Raw genomic sequence first — 26,583 nt, 5'->3', positions numbered from 1 at the left:
CTCCCGACGCGCTGAATCTCCCGGGCGTCCTTGTGGAGGCCAGTTGTGCAGGTTTTGATACCCTTGCGTCACTGGCAGTGTGCTTGCCGGAGAGCAACGGTCGCGGATCCGCCGTTGGTGGTTAGCCTGCCGGTATGAGCGACGGCGGTGACCTGGTGAGCGTGGGCGTGGACGGGAGTCCACCGGTCGTGCTGCTGTCGCAGCCGTTCACGGGCGCCACGGTGACGCAGGTACGGCATCTGCTTGCCGCGCAGGTCGCGGCGGTCGGCTTGCCCGGCGAAGCCGGAGACGACTTCGTGCTGGCCGTTCATGAACTGGTGACCAACGCGGTGCGCCACGGCGGCGGGGCAGGGCAGGCGGATCTCTACCTGCGCGCTGATGTGCTGGTGTGTGAGGTGACCGATCACGGTGCCGGCATAGGTGACCTGCTCGTCGAGATGCCGGCGGCGGACGTGCCGGGCGGCCGAGGGCTGTGGTTGGCGCACCAGCTAACCGGCACGCTGACGGTGACTGGAGGGCCCGCCGGAGTCGCTGCCTCAGTGAGCGTCTGCCTTACCCCCCAATCGACACCCGTCACTCTGGACAGTTCGCCCCCTGAAAGGGATAGGGTCGACTTATCTGCCGATGAAGGGTGAGTAGGCGTGAGTCCAGAGCCGACCTGGCGATATCGGGTCCGTGCCGACGGTGACGCGAGGACTGTCGCGCTGTCCGGCGAGATCGACATCAACGGTGCCGAGGAGTTGCACACGCTGCTGCAGGAGGCGGTTGATGCAGGCACCCGGGTGCAGGTCGACCTCGCCCAGGTGACATTCATCGACTCCACCGTCATCACCGCGCTCATCAAGTCGCGGAACTCGGCCAGGGTTGCAGGTCGCCGTTTCGCTGTGGTCAATCCCGCCGCCCAGGTGCATCGGGTACTCGCTGTCACCGGGGTCTTGAACGCCCTGACATCCGGCACCCGGTGACGGCCACGATCGGCCAGGGGAGCACCCTATCTTGCGGACACGTGGCGATACCGCGCCATGGTGCAAACGGTGCATCCGAGATACGAGCACGGTAACGTCAACACTGCCGCTGGTCCCGCCGGCCTCGAACTGGCTTGCTTGAACCAGGCCGGAGCTCCGCCGGCCCTCGCCGGCCACACGATCGTCGTGGCCGGTTCGGGCGGCGCCGCCGCCCCACAGCCGCTCGTCGTGGGTACGGGACGCATCCTCGCCCACGCCATGGCACTCGTCCAAGGCCTCACCCGCAGACGCGGGCGGAGGTGCGAAGACAGCGGGAGCTTGCCGAAATGTGTGGGTGTTGACGGTCACCGGGCCGACGATGGAAGGGACCTGTCGACCAGTCGCGCGTGAGGGAGAACCCATGCGATCAAGGTGGGGTCGGTACCTGCTCCTTGCGAGTGGGGCAGCGATGACGCTGGTGCCGTGGATAGCCGACTGGAACCGCCGTCACACCTTCGGGCCGGGTTACGGCCCGCACGCCCGCTGGCACGGTACCGCGGAGGTGGTCGGCGCAAGCTGGTCCGGCCTGATGATGCTCTGGCTGCTCGCCCGCGATGGACAGCGGGAGCGGGGGCTTGCGACCGGGGTGGCTGCGCTGCTGCCGCTGCTGCGCTATGGCGCCTTCAACGTGACCCTCGCCGTGCCTGGAACGTCTCCTTACGAAGAGGGCGGGCCCCCTCTGCGGCTGCTCGGACTGCCGGCCTCGTTGGTCACCCAGGACGCCCTGATCGCGCTCGCGCTCGGCGGCTACTGGTTGGAGCGACGCGCCGCACGGCAGTGAGCTGAATTGCCGGCGGACAGGAACGCGGGCGAGGTTGCTCGCATTTTCGTGTCAGGGGCGGCTGTCGAGACTATGCGCCGCCGCGAGGGGTAACCCGGCACGCTCAGAGGTGCCGGGTCGCTTCGTCGCTCCTGGCGCCTGCACTTGGGCGCCCGCTTCCTGGGTGCCTCCCGCGTGTTGGTTCGGTGAGGTGGTCGATGGCGGAGGGTGTTCCCCGGAGAGTTGCTGGAGCGGAGAGCCGCCGGATGGTCGTCACCGGTGGAGGTGAGCAGAGAGCTTCGGACGGCACGGGCATACTCGAGCGCTTCGTGGACCTGTCAGGAGGGCCGCGGGCGCGGATTGTGGTGATCACCACGGCCAGTGGTGAGCCGCGCCGGGTGGAGTCGGAGTACCTCGAGGTCTTCGACGCGCTGGGTGTGCAGCACGTCTGTGCGCTGCGCCTAAAGGACCGGGAACAGGCCAATCCGGCCCATGCGCGGGGGCGCTGACGGGGGCTACCGGGGTGTTCTTCGCCGGGGTGACCAGTTCCGGATCGCGTCCGTGCTCGGGGACCCGCGTGGATTCGCTGCCTCACGCCAGGATCAGGGAACTGACCAGGACCCGTCGAGCGGAAGGAGCTGGGGATGACCATCGGTAGGGACGACAACCCGCTGGAGCTGCCGCCCGAAGCCGACGCGGTCGAGCAGCGGCAACCGCTCGTGGACGATGGGCAGCCCGACGAGACGCCGGCGGCCCAGCCGGAGAGCGCGACGGAAGCCGACCTGGTCGAGCAGGGCGAGTCGGTGATCGGCGAGCACCGGCTGCCGGCGACAACCCTGCCGGCCGATGCCAACGCAGCTGATGCTCTGGAGCAACGCCAGCTGGTCGAACCGATCGACGAGGACCGCCGCGAGTGAGGTGGGGCGTCCCGCCCGTCGCCCGACAAGCCCATACATGCTGCGCCCGGCGCTCTGGACGGCGGTGGCCACTCCCCTGGGAACGAGGCCACCGCCGAGGCGTCTGCGGGCCTCGACGATGTTCTTGGTGACGTGCTCCATGACCGGCAGGACGATCGGCTGGGCTGCTGCGGGTGAACCGGCTGTACGGCCGACCGACCGCTGGCTACGGTCGGCGGCCTTCGCAGCGGCGTTCCAGTCGGTGCACCTCGTCGACGTGGTCGTTCCGTCGAGGCCGTCAACGGGAAGGGGCGGGTCTAGGTAGCACGTAGGCGGCCCCGCGGACGGTGAGCCTGACATGTGTCCCTGACGGATAGTGGGTTGGCTGATCCAGGATCCGTGCGGTCACCCGTGTTCCGTCGTGTAGCTGGAGGTCGAGGAGGGCGTCGTGGCCGTGGAACAAGTAGTGACGGACGGTTGCGGGTACACCCGAAGTGTCAGCGTCGTTCAGGCGCAGCTGCTCAGGCCGTATCAGGAGGGTTACGTCCCCGTGGTGCGAGCTGGAGAGGGGCAGGGTGCCAAGCCGCGTCTGGGCCGTGCTGCCGTGGGCGGTGGCGTCCACGAGGTTGGCGTCGCCCACGAAGGCGGCGCCCCATTGGTCGGCGGGCCGGTTGTAGAGGTCGGAAGGGCTCGCGGTCTGCCTGACCCTGCCGTCGTGCATGACGGCGACCTGGTCGGCGATGGAGAGTGCCTCGGTCTGGTCGTGCGTGACCAGGACGGCGGTGGCGTTGTCTGCGCGCAGCGCGGCGCGCAGGTCGGTGCGTAGTTCCGCGCGCAGGCTTGCGTCGAGTGCGGTGAACGGTTCGTCGAGCAGGATCAGCGGTGGGCGTGGTGCCAGGGCGCGGGCAACGGCCACCCGCTGTTGCTGCCCACCGGACAGCTGGTGGGGCATCCGCTTGCCGTACCCGGCGAGACCGACGAGGCTGAGCACCTCCTCGATCCGGCCGTCACGCCGGGCCGCCCGGTCGAGGCCGTATCCGACGTTGCCGGCCACATCCATGTGCGGGAAGAGCGCGCCGTCCTGCGCCACCACGGCGACGCGTCGCCGGTGCGGGGCGACGTGCAGGCCGGGTCCGGCCACCGGCCTGTCACCGACACGGATCTCTCCGCCGTCGAGGCGCTCGAACCCGGCGATGGTGCGCAGCAGGGTGGTCTTGCCGCAGCCGGACGGGCCGAGCACCGCGGTCAGGGTTCCGGCCGCCACCGTCAGGTCGGCTGCGCGGAGCGCGTGGACCGCCCCGTAGCTCTTGCTCGCGGCCCGGACGGTGAGTGTGGTCATGGTCGGTCCTTCGCGGTGAGGGTGCGCCGGGCCAGGATCAGGGCGGGGCCTGCGGACAGCAGCACGAGCAGCCCGGCGTACGGAGCCCCGGCGGCGTATGCGGCCACGGAGGTGTGCGTCCACAGCTCCGTGGCCAGGGTGTCGGTGTCGGTGGGGCGCAGCAGCAGGGTCGCCGGCAGCTCCTTCATGCAGGTCAGGAACACCAGTGCCGCCCCGGCGCCGATGCCCGGCAGGTTGAGTGGCACGGTGACCGTGCGCAGCACCGTCACCGGCCCGCGTCCCAGTGACCGGGCGATCTCCTCCAGACCGGGTGGCGACTGGGCGGCGGCCGCGGCGACGGCACCGACGGCGAGGGGGAGGAAGAGCGCGGCGTAGGCCAGCGCCAGCAGCCACGTGGTCTGGTAGAGCGGGTACGCCACGTGGATGCCGAAGAACACCAGAATGGTGACCAGCGCGAGCAGGACGAGCAGGACACCCTGTCCCGTGATCAGGCCGCTGGTGGTGCCTTCGTACCCAGGCAGCTGTCCGACCACGGCGGGATCGCCGGCGCGCAGGGCGGCGTAGCCGAGGGCCAGGACGGTCACCGCGACCGTGGCAGCCCGCAGGGGGCGCAGAAGGCGACGAACCCCCGCGCGGGTCGCCGGTACGGGCAGGCACAGCAGCACCGCACAGAACCCCAGCAGGCCGATCGCGGCGACGACCAGCAACCTGTCTACGGGAGCCTCCGGGTCGGCGATCCCGGCGAGCAGGCTGGCATCGAGCGTGCCGGCGCCGACTCCGACGTGAATCTGACGCAGCCAGGCCGTTGTCCGCTCGTCGTCCCAGAACCCCCGCGTGTTGAGGCTCTCGGGCAGCTCGGAGGTCTCCGGACGTGGTGCTGGCGGTCCGAAAGCCTCGAATGCCCGCGCGGACCGCACGCCGATCCCCCAGATCAGCCGCAGCGCGAGCAGCGGGATGAGCGACAGCAGGGCCAGACGCGGACCCATCGGCAGCTCATCGAGCCAGGACAGGTAGGGGCGGCCCTCCCGGCACCGGTCGTACGGCACGCACTGCCAGCCGACGAGGTCCAGCGTGACGCCGATGACAGAGAGCACGAAGGCGGCGGTGAGCGTGCCGGCGAGCAGTCGGCACAGCGCACCGAGCAGCCCGAACCGGTCGGTCGGCGTCGGGCGCAGCCAGACCGCGAGGTTGCCCAGCATGAACGGCAACAACAGCACCATCGAAGCGGTCCGCACCGCCGCGCCGGCGGTCAGGGCACCCCAGCGGTACGCCTCCACCGCGACACCGTCAGTGGAACCGCCGGCCGCGCCGCTTCCCGGCCGCGGCCGGTAGAAACCGGCATGACGATCCCCGGCCACCCGCACCACGATCGGGTGATCGAGAATCTTCTCCGCCGTGCCGCCGGATACCCCGTGCACCCTCAACTCAACGGCGTCACATGCAGGTCCTGTGCCCACGCGGACAGGGTCACAGACAAGCAGCCGGCTGGCAGCCAATACCGCACAAACAGCAAAATTGCGACTTGTATTGAGTGCGCCGGTGAACCGCATCTCGCCGCCAACGATTGACATGTGGAACTTTTCTTCGAACGACGCGTATCTATGACCATGGGCCGTGTGGGTGCCGCGATCCGCCGTACGCTGGCGTGCTGTCTTGTCGCGGGCGGGTTGAGCCCGCTGGTATCGCCGCCCCGAGTGGCACCGGCCGCGACGGCAACGGTGAGCGTCTCCGCCGCGTCGGCCACCCTGGCCGGCTACCCGGTGTGGGCGCACTTCACCGATCCGACCGCCGGGCGCGACTACACCATCCTCACGGAGCTGCAGCGGCTGATCGACGCGGCGCCCGCCGGCTCCACCATCCGGGGAGCAATCCACTCCCTCAGCGTGGATTCGATTGCCGACGCCCTGCTGCGCGCGCAGAGCCGCGGCGTCACCGTGACGGTGATCCTCGACGGCAAGAACGCGGCCTCGACGGACTCGGCCGTCGCGACGATCAAGCAGCTGAGCAACTACCAGTTCTGCCTGAACAGCAGCGGCGGCCACGGCTGCATCAGCACCAGTGCCGCCGGCGACATGCACACCAAGCTGTTCACCTTCACCAGCACCACCGATCCGAACGGCGTCGCCCGCAACAATGTCGTCTGGTCCGGGTCGAGCAACCTCACCTACGCCACCGGCCCGGACGCTTTCAACAACGCCATCACCGTCTACGGCGACGCGGCGCTCGCCGCCGGGCTCAACGCCAACTTCACCGACATGTGGAACCGCCGGCACTACAGCGGCAACGACTACTACGACGCCGCCTCCGGCCGGGGCTACTACCAGGCGGCCGCGGCCGACGCGTACGCGTCTCCGGAAGGGGTCGGGCAGACCGACACCATCGTCACCCGGCTCAACGACCTGACCCCCGACACCAACTGCCGGCTGCGGGTGGCCATGGCGTCGGTGACCACCGGGCGTCCGGAGATCGTTGATCTCGTCACCCGGTTCCGCGCCGCCACGTGCAAGGTCTGGATGGTGATCGGCACGAACGCCGACGGCGGCATCGCGATGAGCCAGTCGGTCTACAACGAGCTGCTCGACGCTGGCGTGGCCATCCGCCGCCAAGACAAGGTGCACGACAAGTTCTTCGTGGCCTACGGCAAGTACGGCAGCGCCTACCAGTACCGCGTCTACACCGGCTCTCAGAACTGGACCCAGGACGCTCTCAACGAAAACGACGAGATCTTCGTCAAGATGGCCCCGGAGAGCGGCACCACGCACCCGCTCTACGACGCCTACTACACACACTTCAACGATGCGTACAACTACGGGGTGACCTGCTCGAAGAGCAGCTTCCCGTGCCGATCCTGACCGGTTGGCGCTCTCTTCCTGTTGATCCCCGCGTTCCGGGGAGTGCAGGGTGTGGACCTGTTCGGGTCGCCGGCCTGATGGGCGTCCGGCACGGCCGCCAGCGGGTGGGCGGCACGGGCGAGATCGTGCGATCGTCCCCGCTGCCCGCCCCGACCCCAGGAGAGCGGCGACAGCACCGACGTGACGGCCGTCGCTGGGCACTGGCGGCAGTGGCAACGTTCATCCTGCTCAACCTGCTCGCGATCGGCGCGTACGCCCGGTTCACCCCGGACCACTGCAGCGCGGGCCCGGCCGGCACCGGCGCGGTCCCGGCGGTGGAGCGCGACACCTCCAGTGCGCCATCGCCGGTCTGCTCGACAATACCGGTGGCGCAGGCGGCGCTGTGAACGGCATCGTCGCCCTGCTCAACCGGATCCTGTCGCTGCTGGGCTGATCGACGACAACATCCACTGCGGGAGCTGACTGTGGAGGCCGCCGGGAGCATCGGGCGGCCTCCACCGCGTGGAAGAGTCTGTTCGCCCAAGATAAGCCGGGACTACCCCGTACACGATGCTGCCGGGTGAACGCCCGCTTCACCTTGACCGCCCAGGCGCTCAGTCGCCATCGAGGTCATGGCCGGCGGCGAGAGCCTCATTGGTGCCGGACATGGCGTATCACCTCATTGACTGGCAAGAACGCTGGCGGGAGCGTCGGTAAGGTCTCTCGCGGGCCGGGCACCCTTGGTCGGCCGCCTGTGCAGCGCCCACTCGGTCACAGCCAGGTTGATCACCCAGCCGGCGAGCATCAGCAGCACCCGGACGAGTCCGCGCGGCTGGCCAGCCAGCAGGATCCAGGGCAGGTGGGTCAGGACCTGGGTACCCGCGCCGAGGCCGATCGCGTAGCCGCGAGCCATCCAGGCTCTGTGACGGGGTATGTCCCGACGCCGGATGGCGGCGAAGCCGAGGACGATGCAGCCGACCATGGCCGAGCCGAAGAGGAGCCGGATCGGGGTGAGGAGCACGTCATCGATGGGCGGGCGCGGATAGAACAGCGTCATCCAGAGGCCCGACAGTGCGGCGGCGAGCCCGCTTGGGATCAGCAGCCGCCCGGCGATGCGGTGCCAGCCGGGTCGGCGGCGGCGGAGGCCGGGGGCGAATTGGAACGCCCCCAGGAGGCAGTAGAGGCTGGCTCCGACGATGTGCACCAGCACGGGTACGGGCGAGGCGAAGAACCGGGCATTGTCCGGTGTGACCGCCGCACCGGCGGTGAGCTCGGTGACCCGGGCGGCGCCGGCGATCACGGGAACGGCGCTGAGCATGATCAGGCCGACGGGTACCAGCCATTTTCGCTTGGCGGAGGAGGTCACGAGGACATCCCTTCATCTTCTGGTCATCCGTCCAGCCGCCACTTGACCACGGCGCGGAAGTGTACGGCGTACACCTGTCGGTAGGGTAAGGTGTACGCCGTACACTGTCAAGACGCGCTAGCCTTTGCATCCGCTTCAAGGGAAGGCGACGGACATGGCCCAGCAGCAGATGAACGCCGCGCGCCGGGCCCCCCTCAACCGGGACCGGGTGCTGCGCGCCGCCGTCGAACTCGCCGACCACACCGGCGTCGACTCGGTGAGCATGCGCAACCTCGCCCAGGAGTTGGGCGTCGTGCCGATGGCGCTCTACAAGCACGTGGCCAACAAGGAGGCGCTCTTCGACGGCATGGTCGACATCGTCGTCGGCGAGATCGATCCGCCGGTCGGCGGCACCGAGTGGAAGCCGGCGATCCGACAGCGCATCCTTTCGGCGCGACGTGCCCTGCTGCGCCACCCTTGGGCGTCGCGCGTGATCGAGTCCCGTCCGCGGCCCACCCTGGTCGTCCTGGACTACCTGAACTCGGTCGTCGGCATGTTCCGGGCCGGAGGCTTCTCCGTCGACCTCACTCACCACGTGATGCACGCTCTCGGCAGCCGGGTGTGGGGGTTCACCCAGGAACTGTTTCCCGCCTCACCGCTGCCTGCGGACCCGCAGTTGCAGGCCGCCATGTTCCGCGAACTGGCCGGCAGGTATCCCCACATCGCGGAGATAACGATGTCCGCCGCCCACGACGAGGGGTCGGTCGTGGGCCAGGGCTGCGACGACCAGTCTGAGTTCGAGTTCGCGCTCGACCTGCTGCTCGACGGGTTCGACACGCTCCACCGGCAGGGATGGACTTCCCGCAGCAACCAGTCCTGACCCGACGACAGACGCCCGCGTGTGGTCGGTGCCGGTGCCCTCGGCGCCCGGCACGGTAGGCAGTCCCTTGCTTGGGGCGGACATCGATGGTCCACATCCTGTATTTGCCCACACAGGGGCAGAAGGGGCCCCTGGCCGGCGGTGACGCCAAGCCCAGGGGCCCCTTGACGCGAGCGGCCTACGTCAGCCGTCGGACTCCGACGACGGGATGTAGGCGCCCGGCACGTCCTCCGGCGCGAAGATCTTGTCCTCGCCGGGGTACGGCTTCGTCCACTCGTGCGTCTGGTACCACGTGAAGTGGTTCATCTGCGCGGGGTTCGCGAAGTCGGGCTTGGCGTCGGGCCCGGTCAGCCGCTGCTGCGACTTCCAGTCCTCCCACTTCGCCGCGACCTCCTGCTTGTCCGCTGGCACCTTCGCCGACGGAGCGGCCGCGGCACTGGGGTTCTGCGGCGCCGGAGTGTCCAAGCCGCAGGCAGGCGGGGTCTTCAGACCTGCGGTCAGCGAGGTCCGATTGGGCAGCGCGGTGAACGGCGTGAAGTCCGCGTTGTGGGTGAACGCCCCACGCATCGGGCTGGCCGCGCTGTCCTTCTGGTTCATCGGGTGGATCCCGAGGATCTGCTCGATGGTCCGGATCATCGTGATCTGCGTGTAGTAGTGGCTGTCGACGACGCCGCGCCTGGCCCAGGGACTGATGATCTGGATCGGGGCACGGTGGCCGTCGACGTGGTCAAGGCCGGCCTGGGAGTCGTCCTCGACCACGAAGATCGCCGAGTCCTTCCAGTACGGGCTGTGCGAGATCGTGTCGACGATCCTGCCGACCGCGAGGTCGTTGTCCGCGACCTGAGCGGCCGCGTTCGGCGGACCACCGGTGTGGTCGCTGGAGAGCCAGAACATGTTCAGGCTCGCCGGCCCGTTCTTCTCGAAGTCACGCTTCCAGATCTCGTACCGGTAGATGTCCGGGACACCGGTGTCGAACTTCGGGAAGCCGGGCACCGACACGTCGTTGAGCGACGGGATCGGCGAGGACGAGACCATGGAGTAGGCGGTGTCCTGCCCGGTCGCCGCCATGTTCCTGGTGTCGCAGTACAGGTTCTGCCAGCTCGCCCCGGCCGGCTTGGTCAGGAACTGGTGGAACTCGCCGAAGTCCCGCACGGTCTTCCCGGCCGCCTGCGCACCGGTCCAGATGAAGCCGGTCCGCTGGTGGCCGAGAGCGTCGTCCTCGGTGTCGTAGCTGCGGATGTACTCACCGGCCGTGGACTCGGTGTACTCCGGGTTGTCGGCCTGCATCAGCCAGTTGTGACCCTCGGCCGAGTTCGTGCCGATGTCGTACGTGTTGTCGTACAGCCCGAACTGCTGTGCCATCGCGTGCTGGTTCGGCGTCACGTTCTCGCCGAACTGCGCCAGCGTCGGATCGCCGTTCCCACGCGTGTCGTCACCGAACACCTGGTCGTAGGTCCGGTTCTCCTTGACGATCAGGAAGACGTGGCTGATCGTCGAGGGGTCACCGAGCCGCAGCGGGACCGGCACCGGCTTCGCGTCGCCCTTGCCCTCGGTCAGCGTGACCGAGCCGCCGTGCCAGCCGTTCTGGCTGAAAACCTTGCCGGTCTCGGACTTGATGACATCGTCGCTCGGCAGCGTGAACCGCTGCAGGCTCGACGTCGTGTCGTGGGTGCCGTGCGCGGCGCTGTTGGTGGCGCGGCGGGCGCCGATACCGCGGGTGTTGGAGACCAGCACGTCGTTGCCGACGGTGGTGATCTCCGCGGGGAAGTAGTCCGTCGGGAGCAGGCCGACGTAGCTGACCGGCTCCAGCGGGGTCGTGTACCGGTAGACGGCGACCGCGTTGGCGCGGCCGAGCGTCACCAGCAGGTGACCGTCGTCGGTGAGCGTCACCGCGTCGGGCTCGTAGCCCACCGTCGCCTCCGGCCACGGCTGGGTGGCGATGGTCTGCACGACCTTGTTGCTCGCGGTGTCGATGACCGACACGTCGTTGGTGGCGGTGTTGGTGACGAACACTGCCCCGTTCTTGGCGTACAGGGCGGTCGGGTGCAGACCGACGTCGATGCTCGTGACGGCGGCAGCCGGGTTCGCCAGATCGATGACGCTGACCGTGCCGGTGGTGGTGGCAGCGGTCACCGGGTCGGCCGGAACCTGCGTGTTGTAGGAGTTGATCGTGGTGTCGCCGGGCTTCGCCGGACTCCCGCCCTCGTTGCTGACGTAGAGCTTGCTGCCGACCGTGATCACGTCGCGTGGGGCGTTGCCCACGGCCCAGCTCTGCTGGACGGCCCCGGTCGCCGCGTTGATGGCGACCACCCGGTTCTGGCCGTTGACGGCGGAGTACACGGTGGAACCGTCGGGCGAGAACACCGCCTCACCCACCAACGCGCGCTTGACCCCGTCCTGCGGGATCCGGATGAACGTCGGGTTGGCGAGGGTGCCGTCCGGGTTCACGGTGAACTTGCGGTAGCCGTCGGCCTGGCCCAGCCACAGCTGCGAACCGTCGGGGGAGTACGTGGGGCCTTCCTGGCCCACGTCGTTGCCGCTGATGCGCACATTCGCCGCCGCGTTGTTGCCGACGAGCTGCTGCACCTTCCAGTTCTTCAGGTCCACGATGGCCAGGGCCATCCCACCGTCGGCCACCGAAGCCGCGATGTGGGTGCCGTCCGGGCTGACCGACGACGACATGATCTTGCCGTTGTTGACGACGAGGCGCTCGCCGATCGGGTTGATGTACTGGTCGTCGGACACGACCAGGCCCTGGTCGGTGGTCTGGCCGACCTGGTCGGTGCCGAACTGGTGCGTCTGGGCGAAACCGATGCCGCTGCCCGCGGCGACGACGACAGCGGTGGTGCCTGCCGTGACGAGGGGTATCCGGCGGCCGATGCTTCGACCGAGAAGGCTGGAATGGTCCTTCTCGACACGCCGACGGCGTGTTACCTGCATTGAGTTATCCCTTCCGGGTGGTGGGGAGCAGTTCGACGTTGCCGTCGAACTGCCAGAGCGGGTTCGGTGCGTCCCCGGTCGGGGTGCGCACCAGGAAGTAGCCGTTCACTTCCTTCGGTCCGTCGCCATCGGCCACGAACCGCCCGTCTGCGGTGACGTCGAGCTGGTAGATGGCCGTCCCTGCGGCCTCGACGTCGGGGAGATGCCAGGAGATGACGCAACGCCAGTCGTTGCCCGGCCCCTGGGCGGCGAGATTGCCGCCGCCCTTGTTGCACGTCGCCGTGGCCTGCAGCTGCGCTTCGGTGACGTCGGGGCGGTTGAGCTGCTGGGCCTGCATGCGGTAGAGGTGGGCGAATGCCGTGGCGACCGAGCGCTGCACTCTGTCCTGCTCGATCCCGGAGCCCGTCGCCGGGGTCGCCGCGGCGACGACCGCGACCGTCACGGCGACCAGCCCGACGAGCGGCAGGACTCCCGCAGTGACCGCGCGGCGCCCTGAACCGTCGTCGGTCAGGTTGGTGAAGTCGCGTCGCAGGAAAAGCACGTAAGCCAACGCTGTCGCGGTCACGGCCCACACCAGGCTGACCACGATGCCGATCAGGAGCGGGCCGAGCTGTGCCGGGCTGGTGAACAGACCGCTCCAGGCGATGAAGGCATAGCCGGGCAGCGCGACGCGTACGGCGACGGGCAGCGGCAGCATCTGGGCGAGCTGCATCGCGAGCGCGACGAGCGCGGGCAGCAGCAGTCCCATCGGGGACCGCCCCAGCGCGACGGACCCGAGTAATCCGATCGCGGCGAGGGCCAGGGTCGGGGCGAGTACGCAGACCCAGGCGAGCAGGCTCTTCCCGGCGGCGTCCGCCGGCGTCAACAGGTGGCCGTCGAGGCCGACAAGTGGCTGGTTGCCGACCGCCACGACCCCGCCGGCCGCGCTGGAACAGGCCAGCCCGGCCACGAGCAGCAGGATGACGGTGAGGCTGGACAATGCCTTCGCTGCGAAGATCCGGCGAGGCGACCGGACCGCCACGAGCAGGTGACGCCAGGTGCCGAGCCGGTCCTCGGAGGCGAACACGTCGCCGGCGACCACCGAGGTCAGCAGCGGGAGCGCCCAGGTGCCCGCGAAACCGAGCATCACGAGCGTTCCGGCCCACCCGGTGGCGTGCATCCAGCGACCGAAGAGGGTGTCGACGGGCAGCGAGCTCTGCTGGCTCACCGCCGCGACGAAGAGCGCCGGCGCGATCCAGCAGGTGAGGACCAGCAAGCGGATCCGCCATTGCGAGACCAGCTTGACCAGCTCGAAGCGGTAGCCGCGCGCCACCGAGACGCGGCGGGTACCGGCAGCGTGGGCGTCGGCGATGGTCGCGGTCATCGAATGGCCTCCTGCTGCTCGGTGAGGGCGAGGAACGCGGCCTCGAGCGGCGACACCACGGGTGCGAGCTCGCGCACCGCGATGCCCGCGTGCACGAGCCGCACCACCAGTTCGTCGAGGGCGGGCACCAGCGCGCGTACGACGAGCACCTGCGTGTCGTGCCGTGCCCCGGCGTCGTCGTCGACGTGGACTCCGGCCGTGTCGGCGGCCAGCCGGCGGGCGGCCTGGGGGTCCGAGGTGCGTAGCCGGTAGTCGAGTTCACGGCTCTCGGCGGCCAGCTTGCTCAGCGGGCCGGAGAAGACGACCCGTCCGGTGGCGAGGATGGTGACCTCGGAGCACAGTGCCTCGAGATCGTCCATGCGGTGGCTTGAGAGCACGACGCTGGTTCCGTCGGTCGCGAGCCGGGTGAGGACACTGTGTACGTGTGTTTTGCCGGCCGGGTCGAGGCCGTTGGAAGGTTCGTCGAGCACGAGCAGCCGGGGCTTGGTGAGCAGGGCGGCGGCGAGCCCGAGCCGCTGACGCATGCCGAGGGAGAAGCCGCTCGCCCGGTCGTCGGCGACGTCGGTGAGCCCGACCTGGTCGAGCACGTCGTCGATTCCCGTTGTCCGCACGCTGTGGCCGCGGAGAGCGGCCAGGGCGGCGAGGTTCTGCCTGGCGGTGAGCGAGGGGTAGAGGCCGGGACCGTCTACGAAACCGGCGACACCGTCGGGAGCGGCGAGCGCCCGCGCGATCGGCGTACCCAGGATCTCGAGGTGGCCGCTGTCGGCGACGGCCAGGCCCAGCAGGAGGCCGAGCAATGTGGTCTTGCCGGCGCCGTTCGGCCCGACCAACCCGTGGATCTGCCCCTGGGTTACCTCCAGATCGATGCCGTCGAGTGCGACGACGTCGCCGAAAGACTTGGTGATCCCGCGAGCCCGGATTGCGAGGAGTGCGTCCATGAGCCCCTTCTTTCGTAGCCTTAAGCAACTTAGGGACGGCAGACAACGCGGGCAGGGACAGTTGGCTGAACGTTCATGGAACGGGAGACGACGGGGCATCCGCCGCGCCGAGGCCCCGCCGATGGCCGTCGATATTTAGAGCGTGAGGGCCGTACCTGGGAAGCGGCCAATCTGCCCGCAGTGGCCGGTGCCGCGGGAGCCAAGGCGTCCAGCTTGGTGACCTCTTCAGCGACCCGAGGGACTTCGTCTCTACCCGTCGACCGACTCAATGGGGTGCTCGGCGTGCGAGGGGTCACGACCGGTTAGCGCCCAAGGGGATCTGCAGGAATCCAGTCCTCGAGCTTGTCCTGCGCAGGGGCTCGCAAACCGGCAGCATCAAGTTGCGGGCCTCGCGTCGCATGTCGGGCCTGAGCCCCTGCGCCTGTACGTCCCGGCTCGCGCTGGCGTTCGCCCTTGTCGTGCGGACGAACGTTGCGGCCTGGCTTCCGGCTTACTGTCGATGGCACCCGGGCCAGCTGCCACCTAATCGCCGTCACTACCCTGTCCCGGGTGAGCGATCATGCCTGGTTGGCTGACACCCGAACCTCCTATGACACGGTCGCGGTCAGCTATGCCGCCCAGGTGCGTGAAGCTCTCGGTGGCGAGCCCTACCTGCGGGGGAGCCTGGCGACGTTCGCCGACATGATTCACGACGCCGGCGGTGGGCCGGTGGCCGACGTGGGCTGCGGACCAGGACACGTCACCGCCCACCTACGCGAGTTGGGCATCGACGCCTTTGGCATCGACCTCTCACCGTCGATGGTTGCGGTGGCTCGGCGTGACCACCCCGGCATGCGGTTCGAGGTCGGCTCGATGACGGATCTGGACCTCGCCGACGCCTCGCTGGCCGGGCTTCTTGCCTGGTGGTCACTGATCCACGTTCCCGACGACGCGGTGCGCCGAGTTCTGGCACATTTCCGGCGGGTGCTGCGCCCCGGCGGGCTGCTGCTGCTCGGCTTCCACGTCGGCGACGAAGCACGGCTGAAGACACAGGGCTACGGCGGCCATCCCATGAAGGTCTACGTCCACCGCCGCCAACCCAGCCAGGTGGCAGCCTGGCTGCGCGACGCCGGATTCACGGTCGAGGCTCAAACGCTGCTCGACCTGGACCAGAGCGTTCCAGGTGCCGTCCTCTTCGCGCGTCGCATGGCCGAGTGAGGTGACGCGGCCCTCCTGGAGAAGCCCGACGTGTCAGCCTGCGCCCTTCTACCTCAACGGGCCAGGGGTCGTTGGGCCTCGACCAGCACCTGGGAGCCTTCCAGCCGGTCCGGGAGGACCTTCAGCCCGACAATCACCATGTCGAACTGCTTCGGTCTGTCGGTGAGGGCCACCCGCCACGACTCCAGGCGTACCCGCTGCCAGTGTCGGAGGACGCTCGTGTGGCGCAGCCGGAGCCGGGCCGGATCATCGATGCCTACCGTCAGGCAGGCGCACGAGGTGGCAATGGCGACCGCATCTTCCTCGCTCAGATGCGACGTCCGGTCACGCCGGCGCTGGTCGATCCTGCTCGCCGTCGCGGACAGGCTGAGCTTCAGCAGGTCGAAGGCGGCGTTGCCCGCTCCACCGTTCGTGGCAGCCCCGTTGAGCAGAGCCACGACCTTGACCCAGTTGAGGTGCCGAGCCCCGGTCGGATTCCGGTCCTGCCGCAGGCGCAAGTTGGTGTTCAACGGGTCGAGTGAGTCGAACGGCTCATCCTGCCTGGCAGGCTCCAACCACCGAAGTTGTCGACCTTCGCCATCAGATACACCAGAAACGGTCCACCAACCAGCTCTGGATGATGCTGGCCGACGATCAATCCGACGGCCTCGCCAGCGGTCAGGCCCCGGAGGGACGTCAACGCAGGGCAACAGCTCACCCCGAACGCCAAGCACCATGAACTCCGGAAGAGCTGCGCCTTGGCCCATGCCACGCGTGGTCGCACTGATAGGCAACCTCGGTGGGCGGCAGCAGGTGCATACGAGAGCCGTGGCAACGCAGGTTAGAGGTGATTTCCCTCAGTGACGGTCGACGATCGAGGACGTAGCCCATCGGGTCCGGGGGATAGGGTGCGTCGGTGGAGGAACTGACACGCCTGTTTCGTCTGGCCGCTGACCACGCGGCGCAATACCGGCGGTCGTTGCCGGACCGGCCGGTCGGCGTGCCGATCGACCAGGCTGTGTTGACCGACGCGTTCTCGGGCCCGTTGCCCTCCGCCCCCTGCCCGCCTGAGCAGGTGTTGGCTGACCTGCTCGCCGCGGCCGAGCCCGGCCTGGTCGCCAGCGCCGGTCCGCGGTAATTCGGGTTCGTGGTTGGCGGCGGGCTGCCGGCGGCAACCGCGGCCGACATGCTCGCTGCCGGTTGGGACCAGCTTGCGTTCAACGCCGTCACGTCGCCGGCTGCCATCGCCGCCGAGGCTGCTGCCGGCAGCTGGCTGAAGGAGCTGCTGGGGATCCCTGCGTCGGCGTCGGTGGGTTTCGTCACTGGCGCCCAGGCGGCGAACACCGCCGGGCTCGCCGCCGCCCGGCACCAGGTGCTGGCCGACGCGGGTTGGGACGTAGAACGGCGCGGGCTGCCCGGGGCGCCGCCGATCCGCGTGATCACCGGGGACGAGCGGCACGGCACCATCGACCGGTCGCTGCGTCTGCTGGGCCTCGGGTTGGACGTGGTGGAGCCGGTGCCCACCGGGCCGAACGGCGCCATCGACCTCGGAGCGCTGCGGGCTGTGCTGCAAGCTGGCTCCCCGGCGCCCACCATCGTGTCTCCAGGCCGGCAACGTGAATACCGGCGCCTGCGACGAGCTGCGGGAAGCGTGCGAGCTGGTCCACCAGCACGATGGGTGGGTGCATGTGGACGGAGCATTCGGACTGTGGGCCGCGGCGAGCTCCGCCACGCGGCATCTGGTGGCCGGGCTGGAACTGGCGGACTCGTGGGCCTGTGACGGCCACAAATGGCTGAACCTCCCGTACGACTCGGCATTCGCGTTCTGCCGCCGGCCCGATGTGCATGCGGCGACAATGTCTTACGCCGCGGCGTACCTGGTCGGTTCCGGCGGCGCGCCGGTGGGAGCGGACCTCACCGCCGAGTCCTCGCGCCGGGCGCGGGCGTTCGCCGTCTGGGCCGGGCTGCGGGAGCTGGGCCGCGACGGGGTCGCGGCGCTGGTCGATCGCTGCTGCGCGCTGGCCCGCCGGTTCGCCGAGGGCCTGACCGCGGCCGGGTTCGAGGTGGCGAATGAGGTAGTCCTCAACCAGGTGCTGGTGGGCTTCGGCGGCGACGCGCGCACCGACCAAGTGGTGGCGGCGGTGCAGGCGGACGGCACCTGCTGGGCTGGCGGTACGACGTGGCGGGGGCGGCGACTGATGCGGCTCTCGGTGTCGAACGCCACCACGACGGTGGCGGACGTGGACCGGTCGGTCGCCGCGATCACCCGCCTCGCCGCCTAACGTCGACCACGCTCTATCCAGCACCGATCCCGGTGGATACCAGGCCGGCGAGGGGGCCTTCGGAGCGAGCTGTGCCGACGTTTTAGCAGGGCCTACCGGCGACGTAGCTGCAGTTTGAATTACACGTCTACTACTCCTGTTCCTGCAGCTGCGGCTTCAGCCATGGCTGACCCGCGGTGGCGTCCACCGGCCGCTCCGCATGGACTGCGCGTCCTGCCCGTGCTGGCGCCTCTTGCAGACCGCCCGTAATCGTTCCGGGTGTTGTTGGCTCTTGGCCGCCTCGCACCGATCGGTCAACTTTCTCGAATCGTCACGTCGGTCGAGTTCATGCGGCGCGTCCGGATGAGTCCGGCAGATGATCAGTTGCGATCACCATTTGTGATCTTGAGCCGATGAGAGAGCGATCCCGCCGGTCACCTCGACCAAGCCTGGCCGGGCTGCGGTCACGGGGAGCGCTACCTCTACCTACTGATCAGCTCTGCTCAGATCTGGGGCCAAATCGAGGTCACCGACGAGTGAGTCCGGGGCCCGCATGCGCCACGCGTCGGTGATGAGCTCCCGTAGACGGTCGACGCTCACCTGCGTCAACCGCAGCATGACCAGGGGCAACCCGTCATACGCGGGCGTGGTGAAGAAAACCTCGGGCTCGCCGAGGAGTAACGCCTGCTTCTCCGCTTCGTCGCCGACGTATAGAACTGCGATATCGGTCCGGATGAGGCGCGACGTACCAGCTCTGCGCTCCGGGTAGGACCAGACAAACCCTTTGTCGGCGACTCGGAAGTCGAAGCCGTCACTGTCGATCTCGACCACGTGAGGCAGCGCCACCGCCAGCTGACGGACATCGTCGGCGTCAGCCATCGAGGTCGCTCCAGGACACCGCCCCCTGCATCCGTACAGCCTAACCGCCGACGCCGCGCCGCCGGCGCTCGACAGCGAGACGACCGGCCGGCACCGACAGAGCTACCTGTCGCTCGCCATGGAGTTCGGGCGTACGCGGTGATCCAAAGGCGGACGGGTCGGGCGTTCAGGCGGCTGGGGCTGGCAGACGGCGCGACGGCGCCAGGATTCCTGTTTGACGCGATCCGCGGTGTCGAGGGGCACATCCCGAACAATCCGATCGTCATCATGCTCGCCGTCCTGCTCGCCGGCATGACTGTCGGGGGATCAGGTTGGGCAGGGCTGCCGCTCATCGGCTCCCTGTCGGAGGCGCTCAGCCCTCACGCCGGAGTCGACACCGCCACGCTTGCCGCCATCGCGCGAAACGGCGCATAGGGGACCGGAGGCGGCACGCTGGTCATCTGGTCGTCGCTGATCGCCGTTGCGACCTTCTGCGGGGTGTCCGGCCGCAAGTTTGTTCCTGCCTGTGATCACAGACTCGTCGTCAGTGCGGTAGTCCCCGCGATCATCTGGTGAGGCTCCGGGGTCATCCGAGCGGGACATGCCGGCACTGCTGTCACGGTGTACCGTGCGGCAGCGCCGGCATCACGACGAGCATCGGTCATCAATTGAGCTGGACGGTCGTCTCCTGCTGGGGGCGCAGCACGACCGGTCCGAGGAGTCCCGACTGCTGTCCCGCGCCGTGGGCGTTGGCCGGCGTGTTGGCCACCGTGACGTCGATCCGGTTCTCCCCCACGTGCAGGAGGTCGGTGACGTCGAGCCGGTAGGGCTCCCACATCAGGCGGCCGGCCTGCGTACCGTTCACGGCGACGTGGGCGACGTCCCGGACGCTCCCGAGGTCGAGGATCAGACGCCGCCCCGAGGCCAGATCCTGTGCCGAGAGACTGACGTTCTTCTCGTACGTTGCGTCCCCGGAGTAGGAGCGGTCGACTTGCGTCCACGACCCCAGGGGCCGCTCGGTCCATTGCGCATCGGGCTGGTCGAAGCGGAAGCGCCAGGGACCGTCGAGCGCGATCGGCGCAAAGGATCCCTCGACGTGCAGGCTGCCCGTGTACCTCCGCGGGCCCTCGGCGCCTACCAGCGTGAAGTCGCCTGGCCGGTCGGCGATGACGGTGGCCTGGAGCGTGTCCCGATCAGTCGTGCTGACTGAGCTGGCTTCGAACGGGGACTGCACCAGATGTGGCGCCGGCGGCTGGCCCCGGAACACCACGGCCAGGGCCTTCGTCGGCTCGAGGTGCAGCGGCACGGAGGTGGCCTGGCTGCCGGGTGTCGCGTCGAACCGGGTCGCGACGCGGTGGGAGCCGTCGTCGGGATCCCAAATCTCCGGCGTACCCATGATCGGGAAGGCGGCGGTGGTGTCCACCGCCTTGGTGCCCTCGTTCATGAGGATGAACACCTGGTCCGGTCCGTGCTTCACCCGCAGCACGCGGGTGTCGGGGCTGGCGGGCTGGAGCTGCGCGGCGGGTGCACGGGCCCCGTCGAGCGCCCGCCGGAGGTCCGTCGTGGTGGAGACGAACTCCGCGTGGCCGGACCCGACCCGATGGTCGGTCGGCTGCGGGCGGGCGGGGTCGGTGCCGAACAGGCGGATGAGCGCCGTCCGCAGGGCCTCGTCCTGGCCGTCGGCCTCATGAACAGGGAGTTCCCCGTAGGCGATGACCGTGCCTCCGGCACGGGCGAGCTCGTCGAGGCGGGCGACGGCCTTCACGCTCATCGTTGGCGCCGGCGGCACCACCACGACCCGATAGGACTGCTGGCCCACCGTCAGCGCACGGTCGCTGACAACTGCCTGGCGATTCATCGCGGGGTCCCCGTTGAGGTAGGCCTCGTCGAGGATGTCGAAGTCGACCTGCGCGTCCTCCATCGCGTACGTGACGGTGCGGAACTCGTTGTCGAGCGCGTCGCCCGTCTCGGTTCGCTGCCAGGCCTGTGCCGCGGTCTGGGGATGCAGCAGGGCGGTGGGCGCGTTCGCCTGCCCCCGCGTCAGCTCCATCACCCGGCCAGTCCAGTCGACGACGCCGTCCATGGAGTTCCACCATGGGTTCGTGGGCTGAAGCGACGGGGGATAGCGCACGCTGTCCGGGTTGGACCAGTACGCGTGCAGCACCGTCAGGTTGACGCCCCGCACGCCCATCGCGCCGTTGACGTAGCGCGCCAGCTGCGGGGTGACGCCCCAGCCGTAGGCGCCGAGGTTCTCGTGCAGGATTCGGCTTGCGCCCTGTTGATGCCCGTCGCTGGTGATGTAGCGCGGGACCAGGTTGCGCAGCCCTGGCGCCACCCTCCCGCTGATGGCATCGCCGCCGGGCACCTGGATCCACTGGTTGTCCTTGTGGATGTCGCCCGTCTCGCGGAGCATCCAGGCTGGTGGGCGATCGTCGGACAGGGGGTTGGAGATGATCTGCGTGCCGTGCGCGCGAGCCCAGTCGCCCTGCTGCTTGTAGTACGCCTGCGCGAGCGCGTCACTGGCGGCGTTCGAGAGCACGCCCCGCAGGCGGCTGCCGGCAGGGCCGTAGTCGCCGAAGGTGGCGGCCAGCGCCTGAGCCGGCGTCGCACCGGCGTGGGCGAGGTTGCGCCCGACCAGGTCGGACCACGAGGGCTCCGCGCCGTACCCGGTGGCGATCCGCGGCTCGTCGTCCCAGAGCCCGCGGACCACACCCGCGTCGAACGCCCAGGCGAAGCGCCGGTAGTACTCGTCGTGGACCACCTGGATGTAGCGCCTGATCGCCTCCTCGTCGAACAGGTTCAGGTACCCGTCCCCGCCGAAGTCTGTGCGGGCGTGGTGGAGGTAGTACTCAACTTGATAGTCGCCCTCCGGGACGCTCCACGGCGTGCCTGCGCGGAAGCGGTCGGTGAGGTCGACGAGTCCGGCGAGGTCCGGCTTGCCGTCGCGCACCGGCAGCGCAGCCACGGCGACGACGTTGTCGGCCGGCGCCGGAGTGGCGAAGTCGCTCAACGCCGACTCCGAGTCGAAGGTCTGCGAGTGCAGGGTCGTGCCGTCCGGTGCGGTCACGCGCAGGTTGTCGAAGGTGGCCGACTCGTGCTGGGTGGTTGCTTCCCGGAAGCCGATCGTGCCGTGCGCGTAGGTTGCGTCGGTGGTCTCGTCGACGACCATGCCGTCGATCGAGGTGACGACGTGGTCGCCCTCGACGCGCGTCTCGACGTGGTACGAACGGCCGCTCACCACGTTGAACGGCAGCCGCATCACCCGGGTTGAGACGTACGCGCCATTCTTGTAGATGATCTTCGTCAGGTTTCCCCCCGCGGCCCCCGCGTGGGGATAGTTGCCGAGCAGGTACATGTAGCCGTTCGCGGTGTCCTGGGCGCGGTAGACCCAGCCGGCCTGCGCATAGCTGCGGCCACCAAGCGATGCCGTCTGGAGTGGCTGCGCGTCGAAGGAGAACGTGTAGTCGGTCCAGTCGCTGCCGCGGCCCAGTAGCGTGACGTAGCCCCCGTCCACCTTCAGGCGGCCGTCGGACACGCTGAGCGCGGCGGGGATCAGCCCGGGAAACCGCCCGCGGACGTCGAACGATCTCGGTCCTGAAGCCTCGAGCTCGCTCCGCGCGATGCTCTGCGCGCGCAGCTCGGGATGCGGTTCGTAGACGCGGTCGCCGATCGTGCCGCCGTTCACCACATAGCCAGCGGCGCGGCCGCTGGGGAAGCTGCGGTCGTTGTACAGCCACACCTTCATGCCCGTCCGCTGCGCCTCGCGCAGGGCGTGCCCGACCATCGCGAACCAGCCCTCGGTGAAGAAGGCGGGGTTCAGGGACGAGGTCGCGTCGGGGAAGATCACGACCTCGCTGAGGCCTTCGCTGCGCATGTCGGCCAGTTGACGGTCGACGAGGTCCTCGGTGATGGTCCCGTTCCAGAACCAGAGCATCGTGGGCTTGCTGTCGCCCGCTGGATTCTCGAAGCGGGCCGCCGACAGTGCGGCTCCCGCTTCGGTTTCCGCTTGCCGCGTCCCCACTTGCGCCGGCTGGTCGCTGCGGGCGAGTGCCTGCAGGGGGGACGCGGCCACGATGAGCAGCGCCGTGAGGACGCCCACCACTTTCGACAGATGCCTGCCTCGATGAGCGAAATGCTTACTGTTGTGTGGACCGGCCACGCCGACCCCTCCTCATGATCGAGTTGCGCGCGACGGTAATCGAAGGCGCCACGCACGGTGGCGAATTGCGCAAAGGGCTACCACTTCGCGCTGCGAGCTGAATCGTTTCAACAGTGGTTGCCTCGTGAAAGTGGGTCCGAGCTTCAGTGCGGGTCAAGAGTCACATCCTTCGTGCTCTGCCACGTGACGCGCCGATCGCCGCACTCACTCGTACGCTTCGAGCTCCATGATCCTGCTGTACCCGTGGTCATTGGTGTCGTGAACGATGATTCGCACTGCGCTCGCCGTCGTTGCCGCGAACGTCGACTCGACGACGCCCGCCGTGTTGCCCCGCACCTCCGCCGCCGTCTGCCAGACCCCATCGACCTGCAGCTGAACCTCGTAGTCACGCAGGCCCCAGCTGGCCGCCGGGTACTGCCGGCTGTCCAGCGTGAAGACCTTTACCCGCCCGAGCCGCACCGGACGCTCCCACGTGGCGGTGAGCGAATCGGGGAACTCGCCGGCCGTGCCGTCGTTCCAGCCGCCCGCACCGTTGTTCCACTGTTCGGAGTCGGTGTTCCCGTTGTTCGCCAGCGACGGCGAGGAACTCGCGTGCGTGCTCGACGCGGACATCGTGGCGACCCGCACCCAGTTGTCGGTCGCCAGCAGGGCCACCGTCAGGGACTCGCCGCCCACCTCGAAGGTCAGCGTGCCGTCCGGCGCGCCGCGATCCCGCACGACCGTCACCGGGACCTCGAGCGAACCGCCGGCGGGCACGGTCGCCTGCTCGGACTGCACCGTCACCCGATAGCCCTGGCTGGCGCTCACCGCCGGCCGGACGACCGAGTCGGCGTCGGTGATGTTCTGCAAGGTGAACACCACCGAGGCCGGCTCCGCGGGCAGCGTGAGCACGTCGTGCGCGGAGGCACCCGCCACCACGACCGGGGGCAGGACCGAATCCGGATCCACCATGGCGAGCGCGTTCAGGTGCCAGTACTCGCCGGGGATGCCGGACAGGCGGAGGTCCACCGTCTTGCCGGACGGCCCGCCGTCGAGTGTGAAGGTCAACCAATCGAACTCGTTGCCCGCGAGCACCCGGCTGCGGGCCAGCTCAACCCCGTTGACGCTGACGATGGTCGGCTGTGAGCGGACGACATCGCCGACGAGCAGGTACGTCGGATACGAGCCCGGCGGGACGGCGATGCGCAGGGTGCGGGTGGGGACGTCGGCGCAGAAGTCGCGCCGCAACGCGTCGAGGGCCGATCCGCGGTCGCGCTGCTGAGGTGGGATGCCCACCCAGCCGAAGCCGCGCTGCGCGTCCCAGGCTGTCTCCGGGCTCAACCCGGCGTAGCCGGGCAGCAGTGGGCTGGACTTGGAGCCGGCGTCGAGGGCGCGTACGCACCTCCGGCCGACCGGCGCCACGACCAGGGACGTGTTAGTACCTCCGAGGACGGGCAGACCACCCGCCTGCACGTCGGCGCTGACGGAGACGATCGCCCCGACCATGGGTGGGATCACCGGCAAATCGACCACCTCGAACTGCCGGGACTCGATCGCCCTGGTCGCCGCTTGGGCTGTCCAGCCGGCGGGGGTGCTCACCCGCGCCGTGACCTCGAGCGGGCCCGGCGATGCATTGCCGATCTCCACCGGAAGGCGGTTCGGCCACCCGCCCAGAACCAGCTCCGCGCCGGGATCGGCGAGCTTGACCTGCACCCACGAACGGCGTTCGTCGAGCAACCGGCTCAGCCGGAAGAAGTAGGCGACGATGGTGTCCCGCCACAGCGTGGCATGGGCGATCTGCGCGACGAAACGCTCCGCCACCTCCGCGTGCCGCCGGCTGCCCACCCATGGTTCGACGCCGTCCCACGCGCGGTGTTCGCCAGCGGCTGCCGCGAGCCCCTCGAAGTGGGTGTCGTAGATGTGTTGGGCCACGGTCTTGCCCGAGTGCAGCCGGTGGGCGTACGGCACGCGGTGCATGAACAGCAGCAACTCGTCGGGCACGGACTCGAGGGACTCGTAGATCTGGTTCCACGGCTCGCGGTAGAGGCCGGTGAACCCGGTGCCGGTCGCGACCGTCCGGTCAAACCCCACAGAAGTACCGTCGGCGATCTGCGCGCTCGCCGGGTCGGGGTTGTAGTGGTCGCCGTTGCCGGCGACCAGGTTCCCGATGCCCAGCGGCGACGTGTAGTCCTCGAACGTCGCCCACGACCCGAACAGCATCGCGGTCAGCGGCTTGACCAACTGCGGGTGCGAGCCGAACGTCATCCGGATCCACTCGTCGGTGATCTGTTCCGCGGAGAGGCTGGGATCCCAGGCGAGGCGCCCATAGCCGTACGCGTTTGCGCCCGCGAGGTGGTGGCCCGTCCAGTTCCGGTCGTCGCCGAAGTTGGAGACGCCGGCCAGCCCGCCGTGGACCGACCCGCCTACGACGCGCGCCACCGTCGTCCCCGCCCCCTTGGCGTACGTGTCGAAGGTCAGGACGCTCTTCCACCACGGCACGAGGTAGCACAGGTGGGTGGCGTGGCCGGTGTGCTCCTGGGTGACCTGCAGCTCAAGGGTCATGTTGGTGCGGGGCATGGCCCCGAAGAGCGGGTGCACGGGCTCGCGGACGTGGAAGTCGACCGGGCCGTACTTCGCCTGCACCACGGCGTTGTCTGCGAAGCGGCCGTCCAGGGGGAGGAAGGTGCGGTAGGCGTCGGTGGAGACGTCGCCGTCGCTCAGGTCGTACACGAACGCCCGCCAGATGACCAAGCCGCCGTGCGGTGCGACGGCTTCGGCTATCACGTTGGCGCCGTCCGCGTGCGTGCGGCCGTACTCGGCCGGACCCGGCTGCCCCTCGGAGTTGGCCTTCACGAGGAACCCGCCGAAGTCCGGGATCTTCCCGTACACCTCCGCGGCCTTGTCGCGCCACCAGGCCTTGACGCGGGGCTCGAGCGGGTCGGCGGTCGGCAGCCGGTCGAGGACGATCGGGCTGGCGAAGTTGGCCGAGAGCATCAGGGTCACGCCCCACGGCCGCATTGCGTCGGCCACTGCGGCCACCTCGTCCAGCATTTTCGCCGTCAGGAACTGCGGGTTCGCGTTGACGTTGTTGACCACCGTCCGGTTGATTCCCAGCGACGCCAGATACCGCGCATAGTCGCCGACCAGCGGTGACAGGCCGGGCACGGACCACTGGAAGATCGACCCGCCGGAGTACCCGCGCTCGACGGTGTCGTTGATGTTGTCCCAGTGACTGAGCAGCCGCAGTGGGTTCGTCGGCCGGTCCCGGACGTCCAGCCGCTCGACCGGCTGCTCGGTCTGCAGCAGCCGCAGAAGGTGGAATGCGCCGTAGAGCACGCCGCGGTCTCCCGTGCTCGCCACCACCACGATGTCCTTGCCGCCGCCGCGGACCCGACGCAGCACGAAGCCCTCCGGACCGAACTCGTCAAGCTCCCCGGCGGGCAGCAGATCGCGTACCAGGGCGGAGCTGCTCGGGGTGCCCAGCACCACGGCACCCCGCTCGGACGGCTGGTCCGCGGTCGGGATGTCGCGGTCCAGCAGTCCGCTGAGGCCCCGCGTCAGCTCCGCCGCCGCGGATTGCAGCACTGGCGACTTGCCCTGCCGTACGACGTGCGTGAACGCCAGGGTGTATTCCGTACGTCGGCCCGGGTTTCCCACCGGCCGATACCGCAACCAAAGCTCGTACCCGTCCTCGGCCGGATCGAGCTGGGGCAGTTTCGCCGCCGGCTGGGCTTGCGCCGCCAGCGCCTGCGAGGGCAGCAGCCACGCGCCGGCCACGGCGCCGGCGCCTGCCGTCAACAGCTGTCGCCTGGTCAGTCCCGACATCGCCTCTCCTCGTCTAGGTCCTTCCTCAA

Annotated in this window: 20 protein-coding genes and 1 pseudogene; 11 read left to right on the top strand and 10 right to left on the bottom strand. The window is 69.2% G+C overall.

The window, feature by feature from the left end:
- Positions 1–134: 134 nt before the first annotated feature.
- The 5 genes from DKT69_RS15435 to DKT69_RS15415 all read left to right on the top strand — a co-directional run bounded on the left by DKT69_RS15435 (position 135) and on the right by DKT69_RS15415 (position 2,681).
- Positions 135–635 (top strand): ATP-binding protein, encoded by a 501-nt coding sequence (locus DKT69_RS15435; RefSeq protein WP_109802248.1) that lies wholly within the window; start codon positions 135–137, stop codon positions 633–635.
- Positions 636–641: 6 nt separating this feature from the next.
- On the top strand, positions 642–965 hold the full coding sequence (locus DKT69_RS15430; protein WP_109802247.1) for an STAS domain-containing protein: 324 nt from the start codon (positions 642–644) through the stop codon (positions 963–965).
- A 448-nt stretch (positions 966–1,413) separates the two neighbouring features.
- Positions 1,414–1,785 carry a hypothetical protein gene (locus DKT69_RS15425; RefSeq protein WP_109802246.1) on the top strand — a complete coding sequence of 124 codons (372 nt, stop codon included), beginning with the start codon at positions 1,414–1,416 and terminating at the stop codon, positions 1,783–1,785.
- A 245-nt stretch (positions 1,786–2,030) separates the two neighbouring features.
- Positions 2,031–2,273 carry a type 1 glutamine amidotransferase family protein gene (locus DKT69_RS15420; protein ID WP_109802245.1) on the top strand — a complete coding sequence of 81 codons (243 nt, stop codon included), beginning with the start codon at positions 2,031–2,033 and terminating at the stop codon, positions 2,271–2,273.
- 135 nt (positions 2,274–2,408) lie between these two features.
- Entirely contained in the window at positions 2,409–2,681 is a 273-nt protein-coding gene (locus tag DKT69_RS15415) for a hypothetical protein (RefSeq protein ID WP_109802244.1), read from the top strand.
- A 277-nt stretch (positions 2,682–2,958) separates the two neighbouring features.
- Here DKT69_RS15415 and DKT69_RS15410 read toward each other — a convergent pair whose 3' ends face one another.
- Both DKT69_RS15410 and DKT69_RS39795 read right to left on the bottom strand, forming a co-directional pair.
- Positions 2,959–3,999 (bottom strand): ABC transporter ATP-binding protein, encoded by a 1,041-nt coding sequence (locus DKT69_RS15410; RefSeq protein WP_109802243.1) that lies wholly within the window; start codon positions 3,997–3,999, stop codon positions 2,959–2,961.
- Complete coding sequence (locus tag DKT69_RS39795; protein ID WP_236647939.1) at positions 3,996–5,417, bottom strand: hypothetical protein; 1,422 nt, start codon at positions 5,415–5,417, stop codon at positions 3,996–3,998. The genes DKT69_RS15410 and DKT69_RS39795 overlap by 4 nt, the downstream gene beginning before the upstream one ends.
- Positions 5,418–5,570: 153 nt before the next feature.
- Between DKT69_RS39795 and DKT69_RS15400 the strand changes: the two genes are divergently transcribed.
- Positions 5,571–6,851 carry a phospholipase D-like domain-containing protein gene (locus DKT69_RS15400; RefSeq protein ID WP_201749682.1) on the top strand — a complete coding sequence of 427 codons (1,281 nt, stop codon included), beginning with the start codon at positions 5,571–5,573 and terminating at the stop codon, positions 6,849–6,851.
- Positions 6,852–7,060: 209 nt separating this feature from the next.
- Positions 7,061–7,237: a hypothetical protein gene (locus DKT69_RS38335; RefSeq protein WP_161557850.1), complete on the top strand. Its 177-nt coding sequence runs from the start codon at positions 7,061–7,063 to the stop codon at positions 7,235–7,237.
- A 272-nt stretch (positions 7,238–7,509) separates the two neighbouring features.
- Here DKT69_RS38335 and DKT69_RS15395 read toward each other — a convergent pair whose 3' ends face one another.
- A complete protein-coding gene (locus DKT69_RS15395) occupies positions 7,510–8,148 on the bottom strand; it encodes a DUF2306 domain-containing protein (RefSeq protein ID WP_109802259.1) in 639 nt (212 codons plus the stop codon).
- Between the two features lie 202 nt (positions 8,149–8,350).
- On the opposite strand from DKT69_RS15395, the gene DKT69_RS15390 reads away from it, so the two are divergent.
- Complete coding sequence (locus DKT69_RS15390) at positions 8,351–9,055, top strand: TetR/AcrR family transcriptional regulator (RefSeq protein WP_236647937.1); 705 nt, start codon at positions 8,351–8,353, stop codon at positions 9,053–9,055.
- A 183-nt stretch (positions 9,056–9,238) separates the two neighbouring features.
- Here DKT69_RS15390 and DKT69_RS15385 read toward each other — a convergent pair whose 3' ends face one another.
- The 3 genes from DKT69_RS15385 to DKT69_RS15375 are packed head-to-tail and all read right to left on the bottom strand — an operon-like array spanning position 9,239 to position 14,296.
- Positions 9,239–11,995 carry an alkaline phosphatase family protein gene (locus DKT69_RS15385; protein ID WP_109802241.1) on the bottom strand — a complete coding sequence of 919 codons (2,757 nt, stop codon included), beginning with the start codon at positions 11,993–11,995 and terminating at the stop codon, positions 9,239–9,241.
- Positions 11,996–11,999: 4 nt separating this feature from the next.
- Entirely contained in the window at positions 12,000–13,358 is a 1,359-nt protein-coding gene (locus DKT69_RS15380) for an ABC-2 transporter permease family protein (RefSeq protein ID WP_109802240.1), read from the bottom strand.
- Complete coding sequence (locus tag DKT69_RS15375; protein WP_109802239.1) at positions 13,355–14,296, bottom strand: ABC transporter ATP-binding protein; 942 nt, start codon at positions 14,294–14,296, stop codon at positions 13,355–13,357. The genes DKT69_RS15380 and DKT69_RS15375 overlap by 4 nt, the downstream gene beginning before the upstream one ends.
- Before the next feature lie 567 nt (positions 14,297–14,863).
- On the opposite strand from DKT69_RS15375, the gene DKT69_RS15370 reads away from it, so the two are divergent.
- The gene (locus DKT69_RS15370) at positions 14,864–15,493 is read left to right on the top strand and encodes a class I SAM-dependent methyltransferase (protein ID WP_236647936.1); all 630 of its coding nucleotides are present in this window, start codon (positions 14,864–14,866) and stop codon (positions 15,491–15,493) included.
- Positions 15,494–15,546: 53 nt separating this feature from the next.
- Here DKT69_RS15370 and DKT69_RS15365 read toward each other — a convergent pair whose 3' ends face one another.
- Positions 15,547–16,002 (bottom strand): hypothetical protein, encoded by a 456-nt coding sequence (locus DKT69_RS15365; RefSeq protein ID WP_109802238.1) that lies wholly within the window; start codon positions 16,000–16,002, stop codon positions 15,547–15,549.
- Between the two features lie 386 nt (positions 16,003–16,388).
- On the opposite strand from DKT69_RS15365, the pseudogene DKT69_RS15360 reads away from it, so the two are divergent.
- Positions 16,389–17,754 (top strand): annotated as a pseudogene (locus tag DKT69_RS15360) (pyridoxal phosphate-dependent decarboxylase family protein).
- A 465-nt stretch (positions 17,755–18,219) separates the two neighbouring features.
- On the opposite strand, the gene DKT69_RS15355 reads toward DKT69_RS15360, so the two are convergent.
- Entirely contained in the window at positions 18,220–18,612 is a 393-nt protein-coding gene (locus DKT69_RS15355; protein WP_109802237.1) for an MmcQ/YjbR family DNA-binding protein, read from the bottom strand.
- A 138-nt stretch (positions 18,613–18,750) separates the two neighbouring features.
- Here DKT69_RS15355 and DKT69_RS15350 point away from each other — a divergent pair, with 138 nt between their 5' ends.
- Complete coding sequence (locus tag DKT69_RS15350; protein ID WP_109802236.1) at positions 18,751–19,026, top strand: hypothetical protein; 276 nt, start codon at positions 18,751–18,753, stop codon at positions 19,024–19,026.
- Between the two features lie 229 nt (positions 19,027–19,255).
- On the opposite strand, the gene DKT69_RS15345 is transcribed toward DKT69_RS15350, so the two are convergent.
- Together DKT69_RS15345 and DKT69_RS15340 are read right to left on the bottom strand one after the other, a co-directional pair.
- Positions 19,256–22,750, bottom strand: coding sequence for a glycosylhydrolase-like jelly roll fold domain-containing protein (locus DKT69_RS15345; protein WP_161557849.1), 3,495 nt, complete (start codon positions 22,748–22,750; stop codon positions 19,256–19,258).
- Between the two features lie 204 nt (positions 22,751–22,954).
- On the bottom strand, positions 22,955–26,554 hold the full coding sequence (locus DKT69_RS15340) for an alpha-glucuronidase family glycosyl hydrolase (protein WP_109802234.1): 3,600 nt from the start codon (positions 26,552–26,554) through the stop codon (positions 22,955–22,957).
- Positions 26,555–26,583 lie beyond the last annotated feature (29 nt).

Source organism: Micromonospora sicca, from assembly GCF_003172935.1.
Taxonomy (GTDB): Bacteria; Actinomycetota; Actinomycetes; order Mycobacteriales; family Micromonosporaceae; genus Micromonospora; species Micromonospora sicca.
This window is presented reverse-complemented; position numbering and strand designations above follow the sequence as displayed.